This window comes from Solitalea koreensis, from assembly GCF_900182575.1.
Taxonomy (GTDB): Bacteria; Bacteroidota; Bacteroidia; order Sphingobacteriales; family Sphingobacteriaceae; genus Solitalea; species Solitalea koreensis.
In genome coordinates this window covers 87216-110133 of the sequence record NZ_FXSZ01000002.1, presented here as the reverse complement: position 1 = coordinate 110133, position 22918 = coordinate 87216, and the positions used below count along the sequence as shown (strand labels likewise).

Below are 22918 nucleotides of genomic sequence, written 5' to 3'. Positions count from 1 at the left end.
CGGCCTTTCATTATTTCATTTAATCTAATTTATTTTTTAGCTAATCCAACTTTATGACCCGCTATTGCATAATATAAAATATATGCATAACAAGGTAACATGCAAATAATAAATGCTAATTGGAAGTTTATTGAACTAGAGTATAAGAAACTAAACATGCTCTTAGTATCAAACATACCAGCATAAATCTGAGGCAAAATAGCACCACCGGCAATACCCATGATCAATAAAGCTGAACCAATTTTAGTGTATTTACCTAACTTATTAATTGCCATCGGGAAAATAGCTGGCCACATTAATGAGTTTGCTAAACCTAGTAAGGCAATAAAAGTTACTGAAGTAGATCCGGTAGTAAAATAAGCACCAACGGTAAAAATAACACCAATAATTGATGATATAATTAGAGCTGTTTCCTGCTTCATATATTTTGGAATGCAAACAATTCCAACTACATACCCTACTACCATTGAAATCAAGGTATAAGAAGTGAAATGTTTTGTATCATCTAATGAGAAGCCTAGCATTTTACCATACGTACCAATTACATCACCGGCCATCACCTCAACGCCTACATAAACGAAAAGACATATTACTCCTAACCATAAATGAGGATATTGGAAAATGCTGGTTTTTTCTTTCTCTGTAGCAACAGAGTCATCTTCTGCTGCTTCAATTTCTGGTAAGTGTAAATAGCGTAAGATTACAGCCAATACAATTAGCACGGCAGCTAATAATGCATATGGAACAATAACCTTGCTGGCAAGATCATTCAATAGTTGCTCTTTTACAGTAGCATCGGCCGCAGCAATTTTATCTTTTAATGCTTGAGCTCCTGATAATACTAATGCACCAACAATTAGCGGAGCAATTGCTCCGGCAGCTTTATTGGCAATTCCCATAATACTGATACGTTTTGCTGCACTTTCTATAGGACCTAATACCGAAATATAAGGGTTTGAAGCTGTTTGAAGTAATGCTAATCCTGTTCCTTGTACAAATAAACCGATTAAGAACAAAGAATAAGTACGATTCATTGCAGCTGGAATAAATATCAATGAACCAATGGCCATGACAAATAATCCTAATGACATACCATTTTTAAAACCGGTTTTTTCGAGGATAAATGATGATGGCAACGCAAGAAAAAAGTAAGCCATGTAAAAAGCAAACGTTACCAATAGAGCCTGAGAGACCGTTAATTCACAAGCCAATTGCAAGAATGGAATCAATGACCCATTTGTCCAGGTAACAAAACCAAAAATGAAAAATAATACACCAATAATGGAGATTGCAAAAGTATAGTTTTGCTTCTGCTGTACTGGTGGGGATTCTAATGTTGCTGTGTTTAAAATTGCCATAAATCTTTTAGTGTGTGTTAAAGTTTTCTTATAGCCGGCTAACGTAATTAACATTTTTCATAAATAAAATACCATTGTTACATTATTGAAAAAATAAATTAATATATCTCTATCAATTTTATGCTTTGATGTCCTTCATTGTTAAAAAATTAACTAGAACTATTATTCAACCTAAGGTATTTGATCAATAATAACTTGCATAAAAACTGAATATAACCCTACACTTTTAATTCTAAATACTGATATTTACGGCACATACATCTAAATATTTTTTGAATGAAACCTACATTACTTGTTTTAGCTGCTGGAATGGGCAGTCGTTATGGCGGAGTTAAACAGATCGACAAATTTGGTCCGAATGGTGAGTGCTTAATGGACTATTCTTTATATGATGCGATTAATGCTGGCTTTGGTAAAATTGTATTTATAATTCGTGAAGAAATTGAAAAAGACGTTCGCGAATTATTCGATCATAAATTGAAAGGTAGAGTAGAAGTTGAATATGCCATTCAACGGTTAGAAGAACCAAGTGATATTATTCCGGCAGGTGTTGAACGTGCAAAACCTTGGGGTACCGGACATGCAATAATTGCTGCTGCGGATAAAATTTCAACCCCTTTTGCTGTTATTAATGCCGATGATTATTATGGTCCTGAAGCTTATAAAGTTTTAGCGGCATACCTCTCTAAAGATTTAAATCCAGGTGACTATTCAATGGTTGGCTATGTTTTAAAAAATACCCTTTCTGATTTTGGTTCTGTTTCACGCGGATGTTGCAAAGTCGGACCTGATGGCAATTTAGTGGAGGTTATTGAACGAACCAAGATTGAACGTAATGCTGAGGGCAATATCGAGTATGATGACAAAAGTGGAAAAGGGATTCTGTCAGAGGATACAGTAGTATCCATGAATTTTTGGGGATTTACTCCTGACGTTTTTGACCGTTTAAAAGAACGATTCGTGGACTTCATAAAGGAAAATGGTCATGACCCTAAATCCGAGTATTTTATTCCATTGCCTGTTCAGCAGATGATCGAAGACAAAACCGCTCATGTAAAAGTATTTAGTAATGATGGTACATGGTTCGGAGTAACTTATACTGAAGATAAAGAATTTGTTAGCAGTCAGTTAACTTCATTAATTGCTAAAGGAGTTTACCCTGAGAACTTGTGGAAATAAGGAGTTAAAAGATGAGAGTTATTGCTGAAATACCTAATTCACAGTGCCGAATAAGCATTTTGACAATGAATCAAAAGTTCATTGTCAAAATAGAAAAAGGTAATTATGAACAAACCTATAAAGTTTCAGAAATGGATTTGTTTTTTGGTTTGGAAGATGTCAAAAAGATGGTGAATGAGACTTTTATAGTCAAAGTTTTGGAACGTTTCAAACAAATGGACCAGGATTTCAGCGAAGAACTTTCATCCATTTAGACTTAAACAGAAAATATCTAAGCTTAACTTTATCAAAAAATATTATTTTTGAACTATGGAAAATAAACTAATTAATCCACGTTTTGCAGTAGTTACCTTAATTATAATTGCCGCCTCAATTACCCGTTTTATACCACATCCTCCAAATTTTACAGCCATTGGTTCATTGGCTTTATTTGGTGGAGCAATGTACAGTGATAAGCGTTTGGCTATTATTATGCCTTTATTAGCCATGGCAATTTCTGACCTGTTTATTCCTTCTGGTTTTCTGCCCTCGGTATATTTTAGTTTTGCATGCATAGTATTAATCGGCTTTTTAATGCGCAATAAAGTCGGCATTGCTAATGTAGCTGTAGCAACCGTAACATCAGCTGTATTATTTTTTGTAGTAAGTAATTTTTTCATGTGGTACAGCGGAACGTTGTATCCCAAAACTAATGCAGGTTTAATGGTTTGTTATGTTGCTGCCATTCCTTTCTTCTGGAATATGCTAGCAGGAACTGCATTTTTCAGTGCTTTATTTTTTGGAGGTTTTTATTTACTTGAAAAAAGATTCCCCGTTCTGGCAGTAAAGTAATATTTGTAACTCAATAGAATAAAAAATAGCCTTTCTGAGATTCAGAAAGGCTATTTTTAGTTTAAGCTTTTTGCTGAATAAGCTCGTCAACTAACAATGGAACACCGATGCTAGCTTTTTCTCGTACAGTAATGAGATTCCGTACCGAGGAAACACTGGGTGCATTTGGATCTACCAGAAACTTTGGAATATCCATTGGAGCAAAATCAATTAGACCGGCTGCCGGATAGACGGCTAATGAGGTTCCGATGATCATGAAAATATCGGCTTCTGTACAATGTAGCATCGCTACTTCAATCATCGGAACGGGTTCTCCAAACCAAACCACATGCGGTCTCAGCTGCGAACCTTTCTCGCACTTCTCCCCCATTTTTATTTCGTAGCCTTTAATGTCATAAACAAGATTGGGATCTAAACTGCTTTGTGATTTAGTGATGATGCCGTGTAGATGAACAATGTTTTTTGAGCCTGCTTGTTCGTGCAGGTTATCTATATTTTGAGTTACAATTACTGTTTCGAAATACTGATCAAGTTTTGCTAATGCCCGATGAGCGGCATTTGGTTGTGCATCTAATACAGCTTTTCGACGCAGGTTATAAAATTGCTGCACCAAATCAGGGTTTCTTCTCCAACCGTCAGGAGTCGCTACTTCGTTAATGTCGTAGCCCTCCCATAATCCATCACTGTCCCGAAATGTTTTTAAACCACTTTCAGCGCTTATTCCGGCTCCCGTGAGTATAACAATCTTTTTCATTGTTTTGAGTATAGCGAGTTGAGTCTTCCTTAGGATAAAAATACTTTAAAATTAAAAATAAAATAAAAACATCAACCTACTCCACCATCCGCTCATTCAATAAATAAGTCGGTAAACCAAAAGCCATCTCGAAGTAAATCTGCAGATGTTTTAAAACTATAGGGTTTAAAAACGGTTTCACCAATTTCAAAGGCGATCCTATTTTTGAAAATCGGTCCATCGAAACAAAAGGTATGAAATTCCCCATTTTCGCCACATGGATCAATAGTAGCAGGTAATGATTCAATAAACTGTTTGTCAATGATAGATCCCGATTGTTCTTTATCAAGTAAATCAGACTTTACGCAGCAGATAATGGTTTGAAATCCTTCAGCTAAAAAACTATGAATTAGTTGAGATGTATCTCCTTTCCAAAGCGGAAAATAACCTTTTAAACCTGCTTTAGAAAGTAAGTTCTCACGATAAATTTTTAAATCTTCCAGAAAAATATCTCCATAAATAATGGTGCGAATACCTTCCGTTTTAAGTTTTTCAAAAGTCAATAAAAGCTGCTGTTCATAGTCTTCATTGGTACAATGATCCGGTACGAACATCTTTTTCAGCGGAATGCCAATACTGTTGGATTGCGCATCCAACAGTTCTTCGCGAACTCCATGCATAGAAATCCGTTTAAACTCCTCATTAATGGTAGTTACCAGGTAACAGACTTCAAAAGGAAAACCCGAAGGCTCTCCTTTTAACGTTTTATACAATGCAAAGGCAGAATCCTTACCTCCACTCCAAAAAATGGCAGCTTTTTCCATTCTTAAAGGTTAAAACTTAAACCGGTATTGATGTTAAATCCGCGTGTATTGAAGCCTGTAATCTCCGTGTATTGTTCATCAAGTAAGTTGTTCAATTCCACAAATACCTTGAAACGTTTCACAAATCTATACTCTGCATAAAAATTCAACAACGAATAGTTATCCAGAACTAAAATCTGACTTTTAAAAGTAACCGGATCAAAAAACGGATCAGTTCTTTTGCCTACTAATTTTAAATTAGCAGAAACAAAAAGATTTTCGGCAGCATTCCATCCGGCATTTATTCCAAATGAATTTCTAGGGCGGCGGTACAAATTATTTATTGAGATTGAATTATTTGTAACCTTACCATAAACCAAAGTATAAAAAGCTTTAATATTTAATTTGCTAAAAAGTTGATATTCAGCTTCTGATTCAAAGCCTTGATCATTTTGTTCATTTAAATTAACATATTTCGATTTAAACGTGTTTGGATCGGTTTGAAATGTTATTACATCCTTAATGTTTCTTTTAAAGGCATTGAATGTAAATTTTGCTTTAGTAGCATCACCCACTACCTGGAAACCGGCTTCATAACTACTTGATTTTTCAGGTATCAAATCGGTATTTCCATATACTGAAAATAGCTGATACAGACTTGGCGTTTTAAATGCTGAAGATACATTCACAAATACTTTAACATTTTCTTCAATCAAAAAGGAAGGATTGATGGTGTAAGTGAAATTGTTTCCGTAAATAGAATGATGATTATATCGTCCACCGAGTTCAAAATTAAAACCGCTAAGGTTTTTCAGAAAAACAGAAGCATAGATACTGCTGATACTATTTTTAGCTGAATCAGGGTTAATCTTTGAAACAGGAGGCGTATAGAATGGGCTAATGTATTGACTAAATTGATCAGTATTATTAAAACGATAATTAGCTCCGGTAAGCAATTCTATATGGGATGAAAGATTAAATTTTCCAAACAATTCAGCGTTGTGAACTTGACCTTTTGTATCCGATAATGAAAACTCTTGCGGACCAGTGAGTGAATCGTTTTTGAAGTATCGCTTAACATCATTGTAAGCATATGAAAAGTTGAACAGCGATTTTGGTAATTGAAGACTGCTTGTAAAACCGGTATTTAAATCGGATGAGCGTCCATTATAATCCTTGTCATCTGTAAATGCTCCGTAATCAAGCATGTTGGTAGTCTGGCTATAACGAATAAAAGGTCTAATCATTAAAGTATTAGTGGATTGCCATCCTAAGCCTAAATTTGCAGCTTTTAAATGGAAAGCATCATTATCGAACTCTCCTGTATCAGAACCATTTTTAGCACTTGAAAAACCGTTAGTATTTTCATTGGTTGCAGAAAAGTTGAAATCAAAATTTCCTGTTTTTCCGTTTAACCCAAGGTTTTGCTTATAGCTTTGATAACTTCCTGCAGTTAGCAAAGCGTTTATACCGAGCCTTTTATCTCCTCCTTTTTTGCTAATGATATTGATCACACCAGCTACGGCATCAGAGCCGTATAATGTTGAATTTCCACCTTTAAGAATTTCGACATGATCAATCATAGATATGCTAATCAGATTGATATCATAATCATTGGTAATTTGTGAAGGATCATTTACCGGAATGCCGTCAATTAAAATTAAAGTATAACCGGTAGCCGCTCCGCGCATATAAGTGGATATGTTTGTACCTGCATTACTGTTAGCACCATTTAGCGATAATCCGGATTGAATATTCAATAAATCTGAAAGGCTTTTTCCTCGGTTGCGTTCAATTTCTTCTTTAGAGATAACGGAAACAACTTTTCCGGTTTCAGAAGATTTTTTGGCAAATTTGGTTGCAGTAACCGTTACCTCGTCGAGGCTTAATTTTGAGTCTTGAGCATAAGTAATCAGGCTCAGCGATACTAAAGAAAGAAGAGTAAATGTCTTTTTCAATTTTTGAAGTTTATGAGATTAAAAAATGCTCATAAGCCCACAAGGAATTAAAATGGAAATACGCTAGCAGTATTTTCATTCCAGCTTTGGTCCCCGAAAGCTATGAATTAATTATTGTGCTATTGGCAGGTCTTCTGACTTACTCTTTCTTCCGACGCCTTCCCGTGAATGGTCTAATTTCACAGTGGCTAATTGTCGGATTGGGGTTAATGATTTTCTTAACACCAGAGCTTACAGCAGCGGGCCTGTCTGGGATTTACACCCAGTTCCCTTTTAATCGTGCGTTTCAGACTGATAACGAGCGAACCAAAAGCAGTGCAAAATTAGTACTTGCATCCTAATTATCAAATACAGATTTCGCGTGGATTTAAAAACTTAATTCTTGAACAATTAGTCTTATATATTTCCAGTTATTCAAACCAGGCGTACAAATCGGTTTGTTGTATTTTTTCTTTTTCAGAAGAGGAAATGTCTCGTATAATTTCCCCTTCTGAAAATTGCAGAATACGATTTCCATGGGTGTAAGCATCTTTTAAATTATGTGTAACTAAAACTGCGGTTAAACCATATTGAGTTATGAGTTGATCAGCCGTTTTCAAAATAAGTTGAGCAGAACGTGGATCAAGCGCTGCTGTTGGTTCATCCAATAGTAATATCTTGGCTTCGTCCATAACACTCATCAAGAGCGTTAATGCTTGTCGCTGCCCACCTGATAAACTTCCCATTGATTGCTCCAATTTATTTTCTAAGCCCATGTTTAAGCTGGATACTTGTTCTTTTACCTTTTCAACAAATTTGCGATTCGTTCCGATTACCATTTTTTTGCGTTGAGTTCGCAATGACGCTAAGCGAAAGTTGGTTAAGATACTTAGCTCGGATGCGGTTCCACTTAATGGATTTTGGAAAACCCGGGCTATCCAACGACTTCTGCCAAATTCTGGTAGTTTGGTAACGTCTTCTCCTTGTAAATAAATGTTACCTTCACTCGGGTAAATATTTCCCGCCACCAGATTTAAAAAGGTAGATTTTCCAGAACCATTCTCTCCTATTACAACTACAAATTCTCCTTTTTCAATCTTAATTGACGTATTTTTTAGCGCATTGACTTCGTTCGCCTTGCCTTTGTTAAAAGTTTTCGAAACGTTTTTTAGTTCGATCATTAATTTTTGCGGAAGCTGAGGTTAGGTAAACTTACAATGAACAATACAAAGAGTGCCGTAATGAGTTTGAGTAAATTAGCATCAATACCTAAGGAAAGCGTGAAAGCTAAAACCACTTGAAAAGCAATTGAACCTGCAATTACCAATAAAATATTGATCCAAATACTGCTTATGTTGAACCAATGACTAATGGCCTCTCCTATCATAACGGACCCTAATCCAACTATCACAATTCCAATCCCCATATTGATGTCAGCAAAGCCTTGATATTGAGCAACCAAAAAACCGCTGGTGGCAACTAATCCATTTGAAATGGCCAGTCCAATGATTTTCATCCGGTCTGTATCAACGCCCAGAGCTTTGATCATACTTTCAGAATTTCCGGTAGCTCGCATTGCTAAACCGAAATCCGTTTTTAACATCAAGGATAGACCAACCCAAAGTAAAGTGGTAATTACTAAAAGAATAAAAAATGTATTTCTGTCGATATCAGAAATGAAACTTAGTGATTGGAAAATATTTCGGACGTTCAGTAATGGCAAATTGGATCTTCCCAACAAACTTAAATTAACGGAGTATAAAGCAGTCATTACCAGAATACCGGCTAATAATGCATTTATCTTTAATTTAGTGTGTATAAATCCGGTAATTGAGCCGGCCAATGCACCACCAAATACAGCTAATAAATAGGTTAACCAAAGTGGATAACCATGACTTAAACAAATAGCGGTGATAACAGCTCCTAAGGTATAACTCCCATCGGTTGTGATGTCAGGGATATTGAAAATCTTCATAGAAATAAAGATTCCCATCGCTATGACCGAAAGACTGAGACCTAAAAGAAAGGCTGTTAGGTAGAAGTTCATCTTAGTTTTTTTTGGAAAAGGCCTTAACTCCGCTCGAAGATTATTTTACAATCTCAAAATCAGCTGGTGGTTTAATCCCAAATTTAGCAGCTACTTGAGGGTTGAATACTCGTTTACGCACTTCTACCACTTCCGGCTTTAAAGATTTATCATTGGGATCTTTTAGAAAAGCTGCTGCTTGTTCGCCCGCTTGAAATCCCCATTGATATAAATCGGCACCGAATGCTGCTACTGCGCCACGTTTAACTAATCCTGCTTCGCTGGTAAAAACAGGAACTTCGGCTTTATCACAACTTTTAACAATGGTTTCAAATGAAGCAAAAACGGTATTATCAGGCAACGCAAAAAATGCATCGATCTTTTTAGCTAGTAATGATTCAACAACCAATTTAGTGTCGGCCGAACTATTAACAGGTAGAGCAATAAGTTCCATTCCAGAAGACTTTGCCTGCGCTACTATCCGATTATAAGCATCAACTGATTGTGGCTCGGATTGGTTATAGATGGCTCCTAATCGTTTTACTGCTGGTCTAAGCGTTTTAATCATTGCAACCGATGTGTCGATGTAATTCAAGTTTTCATAAATGCCGTAAAGGTTTGAAGGAGCATTTCCTTGAGCATCTTCCAAACCTGCCATTTTCGGACTCGATGAAACCATCATAAATATGGGAATTGTTTTTTCGCGTTGGGCTGCAGTAATTGTAGGCAAAGTTGCATTGGTTGCTATTAATTCAACCTTTTGGCTTATTGCATAATTAATTCCTTGTATTAAAGTCGGAATGCTGTTCTGGGCATTACTATAGATTATTTCCAGATTCTTTTTATCCTCGAAGCCATGTTTTTTCAGAGCATCAAAGAATCCTTGTTTAGCTTGGGCCAAGGTAGCATCTTCAAAAGCATCAACAAAAGCAATTTTATGAGCGGAAGAATTTTTAGTTGGACTGCTACAGCCATAAGTTGATAATATGCAGAAGAATAAAAAAATAACTTTTTTCATCAGAAGTTTATAGTTTTAAGAATACGCGCCGATTTTCGCATTTACTGTATTGGCATGAACTTGAATAGGTAGTTTTATAATTTATTAGGTAAAAATAACGTAATCTAAGTAATAAAACATCTAAATGTTTACCCCGTTGTTTTACCAAGCATTTCAATTATTTTAGTTTTTAATATCTAAATAAAGATGACGTCATCTCTAAAACTAGTATTAAAAGCAGAAAAAACAAATCCAAAGAATGAAGATACATCTATTGGAAAAGAGTCTCTATTGAAGCTCATAGTGGAATTTTATTTAAATTTATAATAACCAATTACAACCATTTATGTCAAACAATAATGTTTCTCTACACAGAGTTCTTAAAACTACACCTGAAAAGGTCTATCGCGCTTTTACTGAAGCCAACGCCATTTCAGCCTGGCTACCTCCCTATGGGTTCCTTTGTACCGTACATGAAATGAATGTGCAAGTAGAAGGAACTTTTAGAATGTCATTTCATAATTTTTCAACTGGCAACGGCCATTCATTTGGAGGTAAATACATCGAGCTTAAACCTAATGAGTTTTTAAAGTATACAGATAAATTCGATGACCCTAACCTTCCAGGTGAAATGATCACTTCGGTTTGGCTGAAGAAAGTTTTGGTTGGAACTGAAATAAAAATTCTTCAGGAAAATATTCCTTCTGTAATACCCACAGAAATGTGTTACTTAGGTTGGCAAGAATCTTTAGAAAAGTTGGCTAAGCTAGTCGAACCAGAAATTCCCGATGCCTAATGGGATCGCAAAACTCTTCTTTACTTCGCAAAGGTTTAAAGAATGCTGAACATTATATATCTCAGTAAGTATTATCTCTCGTTTTAAGTGATTCTTTTTAAGTTCATGTGAATAAAAAACATATTGGCTATACTTGTAGCAGTAAAAATCATTCTCTTTGATTTTTTTAACATTTAGAGACCTCGTCTTTAATAGTTGAATGTTATACAGTTTTTGCAGGTTATGTTAAATAATCCTTTCTTAAGCATGCTATCAATTAAATCAAAAATGCCCAATGTGGGCAATTCTATTTTCCCTGTAATGACAGGGTTAGCCAATCAATATAACGCTGTAAATCTAGCTCAGGGTTTTCCTGATTTTGGGACTGATCCTCAATTAATTCATTTGGTTGATGAGTACATGAAAAAAGGATTCAATCAGTATTCTCCTCCGGCTGGTGTATTGGCTTTACGAGAGCAAATTTCGGAATTGACATTTAATCGTACCGGGCGCAGATATAATCCGGAAACAGAAGTAGTGGTTGCTGCCGGAGGAACTCAGGCATTAGGAACAGCAATCACGACTTTTATCAGAGAAGGCGATGAGGTAATTATTTTTGAACCTGCCTACGATTGCTATTCTCCTATAATTAAACTAAATGGAGGAATTCCGCGTGCGGTTGAATTAACTCCGCCTGATTATCGTATTGTTTGGGATGAGGTGAAAAAGTGCATCTCAAATAAAACCCGTATGATTATGATTAACACGCCTCATAATCCGACTGGAACCACTATTAGTAAAAGTGATATAGAGGAATTGATCAAAATTACACGAGGTACTGATATTATTATTTTAAGTGATGAGGTATATGAACATATTTTGTTTGATGGCGTTGAGCATCAAAGTATGGCTAAATACCCTGAACTAGCTGAGCGTAGTTTAATTGTTTCATCTTTCGGTAAAACCTTTCATACAACAGGCTGGAGATTGGGTTATACGCTCGGACCTACCGAACTGATGAAAGAGTTTATGAAAGTGCAACTCTTTTCTGTTTATACCAATAACACCCCAATGCAGTATGCGGTTGCTGTTTACATGGAAAATTACCCCGATAAAATCATGGAACTTTCTGCATTTTATCAGCAAAAGCGTGATTATTTTAGAAAGTTGATGACCGAAACCCGTTTTAAATTATTACCCGTTTCTGGTTCATATTTCCAAACGGCAAGCTTTGCTGATATTTCTGATGAGGGTGATTATGATTTCGCAGTCCGCATTACGAAAGAATTCGGCGTTGCAACCATTCCTACTTCAGCGTTTTATAGCCACGGAACGGATCATAAAGTAATTCGTTTTTGCTTCGCCAAGAAAGATGAAACGTTGCAAAAGGCCGTAGAACGATTAGTTGCAATTTAGAAGCTATGAAAGAAGATCTGAAAATTACGCTTGTACAAAGTGACCTTCACTGGGAAAACATAGAAGCTAATCTGGCAATGTTTTCAGATAAGCTTGCTTCAATTTCTGAACCGACTGATTTGGTAATTTTACCGGAAATGTTCAGTACAGGATTTACCATGAATGCTGTAGCTTTTGCTGAAAACATGTCGGGTAAAACGTTGACCTGGATGGCAAATCAGGCCAAACGTTTAAATGCTGTACTTACCGGGAGTTTGATCATTACAGAAAATGGCAAATTTTATAACCGCTTGGTATGGATGCGACCTGATGGCAGCTATGAAACTTATGACAAACGCCATCTTTTTGGTTTGGGTAAAGAAGATAAAACCTACACCGCTGGACACAAGAAGTTGATGGTTGAATTGAAAGGATGGAAAATCTGTCCGATGATCTGTTATGACCTGCGTTTCCCAGTGTGGATTCGTAATCGAAATACTAATCCTTACGATCTGTTTATCCTTGTCGCCAACTGGCCTGAACGTCGATCGGGACATTGGAAAGCGCTTTTACCTGCCCGGGCGGTAGAAAATCAATGTTTCGTAGTTGGAGTAAATCGGGTAGGCAACGATGGTAATGATATACCGCATACCGGCGACAGTATGCTTTTAGCCCCCGACGGGACGCTGCTTTATTCAAAAACGCATGTGGAGGACATTTTTACAATCGAATTATCAAAAGAAAACCTTGAATTTATCAGAAGAGGATTCCCTTTTCTAAAGGATCAGGATGACTTTACAGTTTAGTCCATAATCAATGGTCAATAGACTATTTATTTCACAACACCTTCTATCGTAGTCACGAGCGATGCTCCAAAATATCCTACAGCTTTCTTGCTTGAGTTAGGATTTACATTTTTGATATTAGTTCGAACATTGGCTGGCGGATTGGCGAATAACCCCCCATTATGAATTTGCTTATCCATCTCATCAAAAAAATGATAAGCATCCTTGGTTATTGAATAGGTTTCAACACTAACCTTATCTCCAAGTGCGAAAGGTTTTTGGTCACGAAATTCAACATCTTTAAGGTATTTACCGTCAACATAATCATCATTCCAATACCGCAGATCTTGTTTTAAATAAACACCATTTTTCATGATTTTAAAGCGATAGGAATCCCCTTTTCCTTCCAACTCTTGTCCGCTCATTTTAACCACATACCCTTCTTCTTCGATAAAAGCTGATTTCTTTTTGAATTCATAAGTTAATGAATCTAAACGCAAACCACTTCTCATCGCTTCCGTTTTTGCCTCGTAATTTTCACCTTCAAATTCAATAGTTAAAGTGTACTTACCTCCTACTTTACTTTTTATAGTTTGAACAAGGTATTTACCAGGTTTTACTTCGGTTAATTTTTCAGTTACACCCTCGTTGTTGCTCAAAACCACTTTAGCACCACTCACTTTTGGAGTAGACTGATTTTCGAAATAGGCTGCTGTTGTGCTTAACGTAATGGTATCAGGTATGATGCGGTCGGTAATCCAACCGTCAACTACCAGTTGTTTAGGGCCCTGCTCTAATTTAACATTCACCACATCTTCGCAAGCAGCAAATACAAAGGCAATTAAAACCGGTAAATATATGTTGATGATCTTTTTCATTTTAAATTATAGTTTGGCGTATTGAGATTGAGTGTTGTGTGTAATCTATGGTTAATCAATATACTCCTTTAGTTCTGATCAAAAATTGAAGTTATACGATACAGAGGGTACTGCTCCACCCAGAATAGCCAATCGTACAGCTTCAGTTTGGGTTGGAATGTCTTTATTTTGACGGAAGTAAACTGTATAAGCATTTTTTCGTCCGTATAAATTATACACCGAAAACACCCAATTGCTATTGAACTTTCTTCCTGATTTAACGCGTGAGTATAAGGTAGCTGATACATCCAAACGATTATATGCCGGAACACGATAATTGTTTCGAGAATCGGTAGTGTTGTGCGGAACTATAATATCACCAATTTCATAACGGCTATTCGGGAAGGTGGTACTTACTCCTGTTGAGTAAGTAAAGGTGGCCGATAAATTCCAGCGTTTATTCAAATCATACATACCCACTAACGATAAGTTATGTGTTTTATCATATTTGGTATTGTAATAGAGATTGTTATTTATTCCGTCGACCTTACGCTCTGATTTTGAAAGTGTATAACTCATCCACCCCGTCATTTTTCCTTGGTTTTTCTTCAGGAAGAATTCCAAACCAAAAGCTCTGCCATCTCCGTATAATAGTTCAGCCTCCAGGTTTTGATTCAGAAACAGCTGAGCGCCGTTGATGTAATCAATCTGGTTTTGCATTTTCTTATAGAAACCCTCAACAGAAGCTTCAAAAACATCATTATTGAAGTTCTTGAAAAAACCTAAGGCTACCTGATCGGCGAGTTCAGGCTGTATATTATTGGTGGTTGGTTGCCAAACATCCAGAGGAGAAGCTGCCGAAGTATTTGAAATCAAATGCAGATATTGAGTGGTTCTGTTATAGCTTGCTTTGATGGAAGCATCATTATTTAACTCATATTTTAACGATAATCGTGGCTCCAGATTTACATATCGTTTTATAAGGTCGCCTTTGTTATACGTTTGAGGATTAACAGCATTCTTTTTCTCACCTGTAACGCCTTCATATTGATAGGTTGTAAAACCATCTTTTCCACTTACATAATCGAACATGGAAACTCTTAAGCCGTATTGCGCTGAAAAGTTACTTGTAATGGTTTGCTCATTATCTAAATATGCCGATGACTCTCTTGCATGCTGATAATCAATTTTGATAGGATTTAGTGGTGAACTATCATTTGATGGTGCGGCTTCTCCGGGTTTAAACAAATGGAAAATGATATTGCTGCCGAACGAAAGTTTATTGTTTGAATTGATATAGTAAGAAAAATCAGTTTTCAGCGTGTTATTAATAATTTTTGAACGCCAGTCAAAAGCATTTGCTCCCTCCGGTACTCCTAATGAATAATCATAAAGGCTATAAATTCCGGTGATATTTGCAAACAAACGGGAGTTAAAAACGTGATTCCAACGCAGCGTTCCGGTTCCATTGCCCCAATTCATCTGGAACTGTTTATTGAAATTAAATACATCCCTGCCGAAATAACCTGATAAATAAATCCGATTGTTTTCATTGAGTGTATAATTCATTTTTCCGCTTAAATCATAGAAGTAAGCTTGATTATTTCTTAAATCTTTATCCGGAGAAAGCTTCAAAAATAAATCGGCATATGAGCGTCGTCCTGCAATTACGAAGGAACCTTTATCTTTTACGATAGGAGCTTCAACCATAAATCGTGTTGAAACCGTTCCTATTCCTCCTGAAGAACTGAACGTTTTATCGTTTCCTTCTTTCATTCGAACATCCAAAATCGACGATAATCGTCCGCCATACATGGCTGGGATACCGCCTTTGATAAGTTTTACATCTTTTACAGCATCTGGATCAAATACAGAGAAGAACCCGAATAAGTGAGAACTGTTATAAACCGGTGATTCATCAAGAAGGATTAAATTTTGATCAACCCCTCCGCCGCGAACGTTAAACCCCGAAGCTCCTTCGCCTACTGTACTAACGCCGGGTAAAAGCTGCAGACTGCGCACAATATCAACTTCGCCCATTAATGCAGGGATATTTTTCAGCGATTTTATTTCCAGCTTATTAACACCCATTTCCATGCTACGTACATTTTGTTTTGCCCCTGCCGCTGAAACAACAACTTCGGTCATTTGTACACCTTCAGGTTGTAGTTCGATGTTTAATTGTTGATTCGCTGAAAGTGAAATGGACTGCTCAAAGTTATGGTAACTAAGGTACTTTATCACCATTGTGTACTTGCCTGGGGGTAGGCTTAACGAATAAAAGCCATAAGCGTTAGTTTGGCCCCCTTTTCCGGTTTCTTTAATGCATACCGAAACACCAATTAAGTTTTCTCCGTTGGATGCATCCTTAACGGTACCGCTAATTGTGACCTGTCCTTTCTGATGCTGCGCAGCACTTGAAGAAAGGATGAATATAGCTAAGGTAAGGTTAAGAAGTAATTTTGGTAAAACTCGTTTCATACAATATTTACGGGTTTGGGGTTAATTGTAAACGTGAAAATAACGAGCGTAAAACTATTATACTGAAGGCATAGTTTTACTCGAATAATATCATTTTAACGTCACATTATTGTTAGGAATGAGAACCTTAATGCAGGTAAGATTCATAAAAAAAGCATACTGCATTGTACATACAGCATGCTTTATAAATACGAATCCAAAAATAGTTTTATTTCAAACGATAATGTAGTAGTAATTGAGTTCCTTTAATTGTATTATTTACATCAGGATAAGGGGACATTCCATTAGTGCGATCGTGACGTAATTCTATTTTCCACTTATTAAATGATACACCAGCATTGAATACCAATCCTTGTTCGTATTTCCGAATTTCGTTTAATACTTTTTGTTCATCTGAGTTCTGCGGATCAATATTATTATGACTGTAGTATCCATTTTTAATAGCCAACGCAATTCCATTCGATATACCTATACCTATATATGAACGAAGCATTCCTTTAGGGTATTGATACTTTAAAATATTTACCAATTTCATGTAACTCGCTCCAAAGTTGAAATCAGAGAAATCATGATAATTATCTAACTTATATCGACCCGATTTAATAGCATTATACGATGTATAATTTATCTGATTATCAATAGACCATTGTTTTCTATTTCTTGGAAGATAAACAATTAAAGCAGCTCCAATTAAAGGCTTAATTGATTTTTTTTGTTTTGCGGCAGCAAATGCATCTTCGTAGTGAATTCCTTGAAAACTGGCGTAATTCATGGATATACCAACAATAGCTTCAAGCTCTACTTTCGTTTTATCTTTATTTGATAATTCTTTTCTTTCGCCTCCATAGATTTGATTGTACTTGTTAAAAAGAATTAGCATCGATGGAATATTGTAATTGGTTTGCTCTATTGTCGACGCAATTTTAGGTTGATCAGCCATAAAATTTTTTAGTTGGACCTTATAGTATTCATTAACTATTAGGCCCGATCTTCCATTTTTATTGATTAGTCCTTTTTGAAGTTCCAATTCTTCAATTTCAGATTGGGTATTTATAAAGAAATGCTCTTTTGCATTTAGATCTTTTACATAATAAAGATCACTTTTACTTTTTATAATTAACCGGGCAAAAACTGTATCAATACTATATTTAATAGGATCATTTTCAATCATTTCATTTACCTTGTAAGGTGAAAAATCAATACGTGTTATGAACGATTTGTATGATTCCTTATCGGTTCCAAATGCAAGAATTTGTATTGGTGAATACTCATTAATTTCTCCATTGAGATGAAACTTTATTAATTTAGGATTTTTGCTCCAATCACGATCATCAATCAGCCCTTGAATTGTATCACCTTTCAACGTAACAATGTAACCAGGTATTAAGTTAGATTGTGCTGAAGCAGGTGTAAAATAAACAATTAGTAAAAAAGTTAAACAAAAAAGATAGATACGTTATTATTCATACATTTAAATTATTCATAGCTAAAAGCTATAATAATTTAAAAAAAAACAGCCCGGAAAATTTTCCGGGCTGTTTTTTTTATATTATACTATTGACTAAACACTTTCTGTAGTTTTTGCCTTTTTACGTTCTTTAAATGATTCACGAGGTTTTAAACCTAAAATATCGAACATTTCCATATCCTCATTAAAACCCGGGTTTGGAGTAGTAAGTAACTTATCTCCTGCAAAAATGGAGTTAGCTCCTGCCATAAAGCATAAAGCCTGATCAGAAAGACTCATTTCTGTACGTCCGGCCGATAAACGAACTACTGATTTAGGCATGATGATACGAGCAGTCGCAATCATACGAACCATATCCTGAATCGGAACACGTGGCTGATCTTCCAATGGAGTACCTTTTACCGGAACCAATGCATTAATAGGAATTGATTCAGGGTGTTTAGGTAGGTTTACCAAAGTCTGCAGCATTGAAATACGATCAGCAGTGGTTTCACCCAAACCAACAATACCACCTGAACAAACCGAAAGTTTTGCTTTACGTACATTATGAAGCGTATTTAAACGGTCATCATAGGTACGGGTGGAGATAATACGTTTGTAATCGTCTTCAGAAGTATCAAGGTTATGATTGTATGCATATAAACCAGCATCGGCCAATTTCTGAGCCTGAGTTTCGGTTAGCATGCCAAGGGTACAGCAAACTTCCATATCTAACTCGTTAACAGCCTTAACCATATCAAGTACGCGGTCAAAGTCGCGATTATCACGCACTTCTCTCCATGCAGCTCCCATGCATAAACGTGAAGCACCACCTTCTTTAGCCTTTTGAGCAGCCGAAACCACTTCATTTACCTGCATCATTGCATGAACTTGAACATCGGTATGGTAGCGTGCCGCTTGAGGGCAATAACCACAATCTTCAGGACAACCACCGGTTTTAATCGAGATTAAGCTACTAATCTGAACTTCGCCATAATCCTCATTTTCTCTATGAATTGTTGCCGCGCGATAGATCAAATCCATCAACGGTGTATGGTATATTTCTGAAATTTCTTCTTTGCTCCAGTCGTGTCGGATCTCTGCCATATTAATTATTATAAATAGTTTTGAGTGTCATCCGTAGAAGGATGGAGATTCTTCGCATCCGGTTTGGAATGACAGACTTTTTCAGACGTCAATATTACTAAAAATAATTTATTTAGTCAGCTGAACTGATCGCCTTAAGATCTCAGCTGTTCTATTTCCTTGATTAAAAAGTAAATCTACAATGCTTAAATTGGGAATAAATCCATGTTTGTTTTCAAAAACCTGGTAATAAGATTCCGTTAAAAAAGGACTCTCTTTTTTAGGATGGATTGTATCTCTATAGTCAATAATTTCATTCGAATATTCAGAAAAATACTCCGAAGTAAACCCATAATTCTTCTCCAACTTTAAACTTTTGAAAATTATTGCATTCATTGATTCATTAAGATCAATAAGGTATTCGAATTTTTGCTCGTAGAATGGTCGGAAGTCATCTTCGTAAAATTCAAAAAAGGCTGAACTGCGATAGCAGCTCTCTAAAGACTTCCAATGAATTTTTTGCCAGTTGTATTCATAACTAATGCGTACATCTTTGACCTGGGTATGATTTTTTGATCCTTTTATCACAGGGATACTCATGGTTAGTATTCCATTAGGCGAGTAGATATAAGTACGGTTGCGATAAGTTTGTTTTGGCAGATGCTCAAACTTTTCAATTAATGTTTCGCCTTGTTTGTTACCTACAATGGCAATAAACCAACTTATTGGAGGTAAATAACAGGTGGGTAAAATTATTCCTGATTCCATTGCGCCAAAAATATGATTTTTTAAGGTTCAATACCAATGAATTATGGGTTTATGGTGTTTTGAACGAATATTTTATTTCCATTATTGGTTCATTGTAATATTTTTGTTTTAAACCCTCTTCTCTATTGAAATTGAAAAAAATAGCTTATTACCTTTCGTTACCATTATTGTATTTAATAGCCTGGCTACCCTTTCCATTGTTATATTTATTTTCAGACTTCCTTGCGTTTATTTTATTCAGAGTGGTCGGTTATCGAAAGCAGGTTATTCTTCTTAACTTAAAAAATAGCTTTCCTGAAAAAACAGTCGATGAGATTGAAAAAATAACCCGGAATTTTTATCGAAATTTTACTGATATGATTGTAGAAAGCATAAAAATGCTTTGCATATCTAAATCTGAAATAGAAAAACGGTTTACTTTAAAAAATCCAGAATTAATTAATAATTATCATGATCAAGGCAGAAGTATTGTAGCTATTGTTGGTCATTTAATTAATTGGGAATGGGGTTGTTTAGTTCAGAGTATTTCCTCATCAAAAGATTCAATAGTTATTTATAAACCCTTAAAAAACAAGTATTATAATCAGTTGGTGTATAATATGCGTACACAATTTGGAGCAGTTTTAGTTCCTATGAAAAGTACCTTAAGAAAGCTTACTGAATACAAAGGAAAACCCTATATTTTATTACTTGCCGGAGATCAATATCCAGGAAAAGGAGAAGGTGTGTATAAAACATCATTCTTAAATCAAACGACCTATGTCCATCTTGGAACGGAAAAAACCGCTAAAATGACAGATAGTGCAGTTGTTTTTGGCGATATTCGTCGTAAAAGTCGTGGCTTTTATGAGGTTACTTATGTTTCCTTAATTGATAAACCCCAAAATACAGCACCCGGTGAAATTACCGAACTTCATGTTCGTTATCTCGAAAAAATCATCCGTGAATCACCGGATACCTGGCTTTGGTCTCATCGTCGTTGGAAGTAAAAATAAAGAATGTTAATACACATTCTTTACATGCATGATGTTATTATCTTTGCGAAAAAAAATGAATTGAAAAAACTGGCTTACTACTTATCAGTTCCCTGGCTATATCTCGTAGCAATTTTACCTTTTCCCCTATTATATCTCTTATCTGATTTTGTTAAAATCATTCTATTTGATCTTGTAGGTTATCGGAAAAAGGTTATTCTATCAAATTTACGTGCTAGTTTTCCTGAAAAAAGCGATACTGAAATAAAAATTATTGCCAATAAATTCTATCACAATTTCACTGATATGTTATTGGAATGCATAAAAATGCTAACAATAAGTACTGATGAGCTTGATAAACATTTTGTAATTACCAACCCGGAAATACTGGAGCACTATTACGCTAAAAATAAGGGCGTAATTGGTATTGTAGGGCACATGATTAATTGGGAACTGGCTATTTTTGCAGGTACAAAGGCCTCTTCAAAAGATATGATCGTTATCTATAAAACATTAGCAAACGAATATTTTGATAAATTGGTGTTGAATATGCGTAGTCGCTTTGGAACGGTGATGGTTCCCATGAAAAGTACACTTCGTACGCTAGTGAAATATCATGGCAAGCCTTATACTTTGGTGCTGGCAGGTGATCAATATCCGGGTAAGGGTGATGGTATTTATAAAACTACTTTTTTGAATCAAGAAACCTACGTTTTTAAAGGGGCAGAAAATACATCCAAAAAATTTGATAACGCTGTAGTCTTTTTTGATTTACGCCGGGTTAAACGAGGTTGTTACACTATTACATATACTCCACTTGTCGAGGATGCTAAAAACACTTCGGATGGAGAAATTACGGAGCTGCATGTACGTTGCCTGGAAAAAGCGATTCTTGAAACTCCAGATACCTGGCTTTGGTCCCATCGCAGATGGAAATAATTTGATTTAGGTATTAGTGACAGGTTAACGGTTATTAAGTCAAAATACCTCTTATCATTTTTCTAATCTTTGCTCAGTACACATATCTCACTCAATACTTTTTATGCATCACCCAAAAGTAGCTGTAGTTATACTTAATTGGAACGGAAAAAAATACCTGGAGAAATTTCTTCCTTCCGTTACAGCTTCAACCTATCAAAATTTAGAAATTATTGTTGGAGATAATGCATCCTCAGATGATTCTGTGGAATTTGTTCAGAACACCTATCCTACAGTAACAGTACTTGAAAACGATCAGAATTACGGATATGCCGGTGGCTATAACAAAATTTTAGAACGAGTAAATGCTGATTATTTTGTTTTGCTTAATTCAGACGTGGAAGTCGCCTCTGGTTGGATTGAACCCGTAATCGAATTAATGAAAAGCGATGATTTGATTGCAGTTGCTCAACCCAAACTTAAAGATTACAACCGTAAAGAATATTTCGAATATGCAGGTGCTGCTGGTGGCTTTATGGATCGCTTCGGTTATCCTTTTTGTAGGGGAAGAATTTTTAATACGGTAGAAAAAGACGAAGGACAATACAATACAGCTTCTGAAATATTCTGGGCATCAGGCGCAGCATTGTTTGTTAAGAAGAAGTATTTTGATTTGGCTGAAGGCTTAGACGCCGATCTCTTCGCTCACATGGAAGAGATTGATCTTTGCTGGCGATTGAAAAACCAAGGATTAAAGGTTGTTTATTGCCCAAACTCAGAAGTTTATCATGTTGGCGGAGGAACGTTAAATGCAGAAAGTCCTTTTAAGTCCTACTTGAACTTTAGAAACAATCTAGTGATTCTGTATAAAAACCTGCCATCTAATAAGTTATTTTCAACACTTTTTATTCGTTTCTGGCTTGATCTCTTAGCATGGTTTAAATTCATGGCTGCAGGAAAGTTCAAAAACGCTTTTTCCATTAATAAAGCGCATACTCACTTTCTGCTTGGTTTAAAAAAATGGAAACGATCAAAAAGTCCAGCACACGCTAATAGCCATGGAAACTATTCAAAAAGCATTGTTTGGGATTATTTTGTGAGAGGAAAAAAGAAGTTTGTTGAACTATTCTAATTCAGCTTTATCCTAAAAAACTCTCTAACGCTAAACGGTATCCATCTAAGCCTAAACCCACTATTACTCCTTTACATACTCTTGAAAAATGAGAATGATGGCGGAATTCCTCTCTGGCGTGCACATTAGAGATATGTACTTCAATAACGGGAGTTTTGATAGCGGCTATTGCATCAGCCAAGGCTATGGAAGTATGCGTATAAGCTCCTCCATTAAATATAATTCCGTCAAACGTAAAACCTACCTCATGTAATTTATCAAGCAGAGCACCTTCTGAGTTACTTTGAAAATATTCCATATCAATAATTGAATATTTGGCTTTCAATTCTTCAAAATAGTGTTCAAAAGTTTGCGTTCCGTAAACTTCGGGTTCACGTTTTCCAAGCAAATTAAGGTTAGGTCCGTTAAGTATGAGTATTTTCATGTTTAGATATGC

Annotated in this window: 22 protein-coding genes and 1 riboswitch; of the genes, 9 read left to right on the top strand and 13 right to left on the bottom strand. The window is 35.8% G+C overall.

The window, feature by feature from the left end; translation table 11 throughout:
* Positions 1 to 29 precede the first annotated feature (29 nt).
* Positions 30 to 1358, bottom strand: coding sequence for a sugar MFS transporter (locus FN756_RS03620; RefSeq protein WP_142601562.1), 1329 nt, complete (start codon positions 1356 to 1358; stop codon positions 30 to 32).
* 276 nt (positions 1359 to 1634) lie between these two features.
* Here FN756_RS03620 and FN756_RS03615 point away from each other — a divergent pair, with 276 nt between their 5' ends.
* The 3 genes from FN756_RS03615 (at position 1635) to FN756_RS03605 (ending at position 3368) form a co-directional block, all read left to right on the top strand.
* Entirely contained in the window at positions 1635 to 2537 is a 903-nt protein-coding gene (locus FN756_RS03615) for a nucleotidyltransferase family protein (RefSeq protein ID WP_142601560.1), read from the top strand.
* A 65-nt stretch (positions 2538 to 2602) separates the two neighbouring features.
* Positions 2603 to 2791 carry a hypothetical protein gene (locus FN756_RS03610; RefSeq protein ID WP_246085415.1) on the top strand — a complete coding sequence of 63 codons (189 nt, stop codon included), beginning with the start codon at positions 2603 to 2605 and terminating at the stop codon, positions 2789 to 2791.
* Between the two features lie 55 nt (positions 2792 to 2846).
* Positions 2847 to 3368, top strand: a complete 522-nt coding sequence (locus FN756_RS03605; RefSeq protein WP_142601557.1) for a DUF6580 family putative transport protein — start codon at positions 2847 to 2849, stop codon at positions 3366 to 3368.
* Between the two features lie 61 nt (positions 3369 to 3429).
* On the opposite strand, the gene FN756_RS03600 is transcribed toward FN756_RS03605, so the two are convergent.
* From FN756_RS03600 to FN756_RS03575, 6 genes are all read right to left on the bottom strand, one after another.
* Positions 3430 to 4122: an SIR2 family NAD-dependent protein deacylase gene (locus FN756_RS03600; protein ID WP_142601555.1), complete on the bottom strand. Its 693-nt coding sequence runs from the start codon at positions 4120 to 4122 to the stop codon at positions 3430 to 3432.
* A gap of 92 nt (positions 4123 to 4214) precedes the next feature.
* Positions 4215 to 4925 (bottom strand): Dph6-related ATP pyrophosphatase, encoded by a 711-nt coding sequence (locus tag FN756_RS03595; RefSeq protein WP_142601553.1) that lies wholly within the window; start codon positions 4923 to 4925, stop codon positions 4215 to 4217.
* 2 nt (positions 4926 to 4927) lie between these two features.
* Positions 4928 to 6862: a TonB-dependent receptor plug domain-containing protein gene (locus FN756_RS03590; RefSeq protein ID WP_142601552.1), complete on the bottom strand. Its 1935-nt coding sequence runs from the start codon at positions 6860 to 6862 to the stop codon at positions 4928 to 4930.
* Between the two features lie 107 nt (positions 6863 to 6969).
* Positions 6970 to 7188: riboswitch (cobalamin riboswitch) on the bottom strand.
* Positions 7189 to 7272: 84 nt separating this feature from the next.
* Positions 7273 to 8022, bottom strand: a complete 750-nt coding sequence (locus FN756_RS03585) for an ABC transporter ATP-binding protein (protein ID WP_142601550.1) — start codon at positions 8020 to 8022, stop codon at positions 7273 to 7275.
* Positions 8022 to 8888, bottom strand: coding sequence for an ABC transporter permease (locus tag FN756_RS03580; RefSeq protein WP_142601549.1), 867 nt, complete (start codon positions 8886 to 8888; stop codon positions 8022 to 8024). The genes FN756_RS03585 and FN756_RS03580 overlap by 1 nt, the downstream gene beginning before the upstream one ends.
* A 40-nt stretch (positions 8889 to 8928) precedes the next feature.
* Positions 8929 to 9885, bottom strand: a complete 957-nt coding sequence (locus FN756_RS03575; RefSeq protein ID WP_142601547.1) for an ABC transporter substrate-binding protein — start codon at positions 9883 to 9885, stop codon at positions 8929 to 8931.
* Positions 9886 to 10210: 325 nt separating this feature from the next.
* Here FN756_RS03575 and FN756_RS03570 point away from each other — a divergent pair, with 325 nt between their 5' ends.
* From FN756_RS03570 to FN756_RS03560, 3 genes are all read left to right on the top strand, one after another.
* The gene (locus FN756_RS03570; RefSeq protein ID WP_142601545.1) at positions 10211 to 10660 is read left to right on the top strand and encodes an SRPBCC family protein; all 450 of its coding nucleotides are present in this window, start codon (positions 10211 to 10213) and stop codon (positions 10658 to 10660) included.
* Between the two features lie 246 nt (positions 10661 to 10906).
* The gene (locus tag FN756_RS03565; protein ID WP_142601543.1) at positions 10907 to 12055 is read left to right on the top strand and encodes a methionine aminotransferase; all 1149 of its coding nucleotides are present in this window, start codon (positions 10907 to 10909) and stop codon (positions 12053 to 12055) included.
* 5 nt (positions 12056 to 12060) lie between these two features.
* Positions 12061 to 12840 carry an amidohydrolase gene (locus FN756_RS03560; protein WP_142601541.1) on the top strand — a complete coding sequence of 260 codons (780 nt, stop codon included), beginning with the start codon at positions 12061 to 12063 and terminating at the stop codon, positions 12838 to 12840.
* A 26-nt stretch (positions 12841 to 12866) separates the two neighbouring features.
* Here FN756_RS03560 and FN756_RS03555 read toward each other — a convergent pair whose 3' ends face one another.
* The 5 genes from FN756_RS03555 to FN756_RS03535 form a co-directional block, all read right to left on the bottom strand.
* Positions 12867 to 13697, bottom strand: a complete 831-nt coding sequence (locus tag FN756_RS03555) for a DUF4249 domain-containing protein (RefSeq protein WP_142601540.1) — start codon at positions 13695 to 13697, stop codon at positions 12867 to 12869.
* Positions 13698 to 13775: 78 nt separating this feature from the next.
* The gene (locus FN756_RS03550; protein WP_142601538.1) at positions 13776 to 16157 is read right to left on the bottom strand and encodes a TonB-dependent receptor; all 2382 of its coding nucleotides are present in this window, start codon (positions 16155 to 16157) and stop codon (positions 13776 to 13778) included.
* Between the two features lie 208 nt (positions 16158 to 16365).
* A complete protein-coding gene (locus FN756_RS03545) occupies positions 16366 to 17520 on the bottom strand; it encodes a hypothetical protein (RefSeq protein WP_142601536.1) in 1155 nt (384 codons plus the stop codon).
* 198 nt (positions 17521 to 17718) lie between these two features.
* Positions 17719 to 18711, bottom strand: a complete 993-nt coding sequence (bioB, locus tag FN756_RS03540; protein ID WP_142601534.1) for a biotin synthase BioB — start codon at positions 18709 to 18711, stop codon at positions 17719 to 17721.
* Between the two features lie 108 nt (positions 18712 to 18819).
* Positions 18820 to 19458: a WbqC family protein gene (locus tag FN756_RS03535; RefSeq protein ID WP_142601533.1), complete on the bottom strand. Its 639-nt coding sequence runs from the start codon at positions 19456 to 19458 to the stop codon at positions 18820 to 18822.
* A 131-nt stretch (positions 19459 to 19589) separates the two neighbouring features.
* On the opposite strand from FN756_RS03535, the gene FN756_RS03530 reads away from it, so the two are divergent.
* From FN756_RS03530 to FN756_RS03520, 3 genes are all read left to right on the top strand, one after another.
* Complete coding sequence (locus FN756_RS03530) at positions 19590 to 20447, top strand: lysophospholipid acyltransferase family protein (protein WP_185955167.1); 858 nt, start codon at positions 19590 to 19592, stop codon at positions 20445 to 20447.
* A 9-nt stretch (positions 20448 to 20456) separates the two neighbouring features.
* Positions 20457 to 21371, top strand: coding sequence for a lysophospholipid acyltransferase family protein (locus FN756_RS03525; protein ID WP_142601530.1), 915 nt, complete (start codon positions 20457 to 20459; stop codon positions 21369 to 21371).
* A 103-nt stretch (positions 21372 to 21474) separates the two neighbouring features.
* Positions 21475 to 22482 (top strand): glycosyltransferase family 2 protein, encoded by a 1008-nt coding sequence (locus FN756_RS03520; protein ID WP_142601528.1) that lies wholly within the window; start codon positions 21475 to 21477, stop codon positions 22480 to 22482.
* A gap of 7 nt (positions 22483 to 22489) precedes the next feature.
* On the opposite strand, the gene aroQ is transcribed toward FN756_RS03520, so the two are convergent.
* Entirely contained in the window at positions 22490 to 22906 is a 417-nt protein-coding gene (gene aroQ, locus FN756_RS03515; RefSeq protein ID WP_142601526.1) for a type II 3-dehydroquinate dehydratase, read from the bottom strand.
* Positions 22907 to 22918 lie beyond the last annotated feature (12 nt).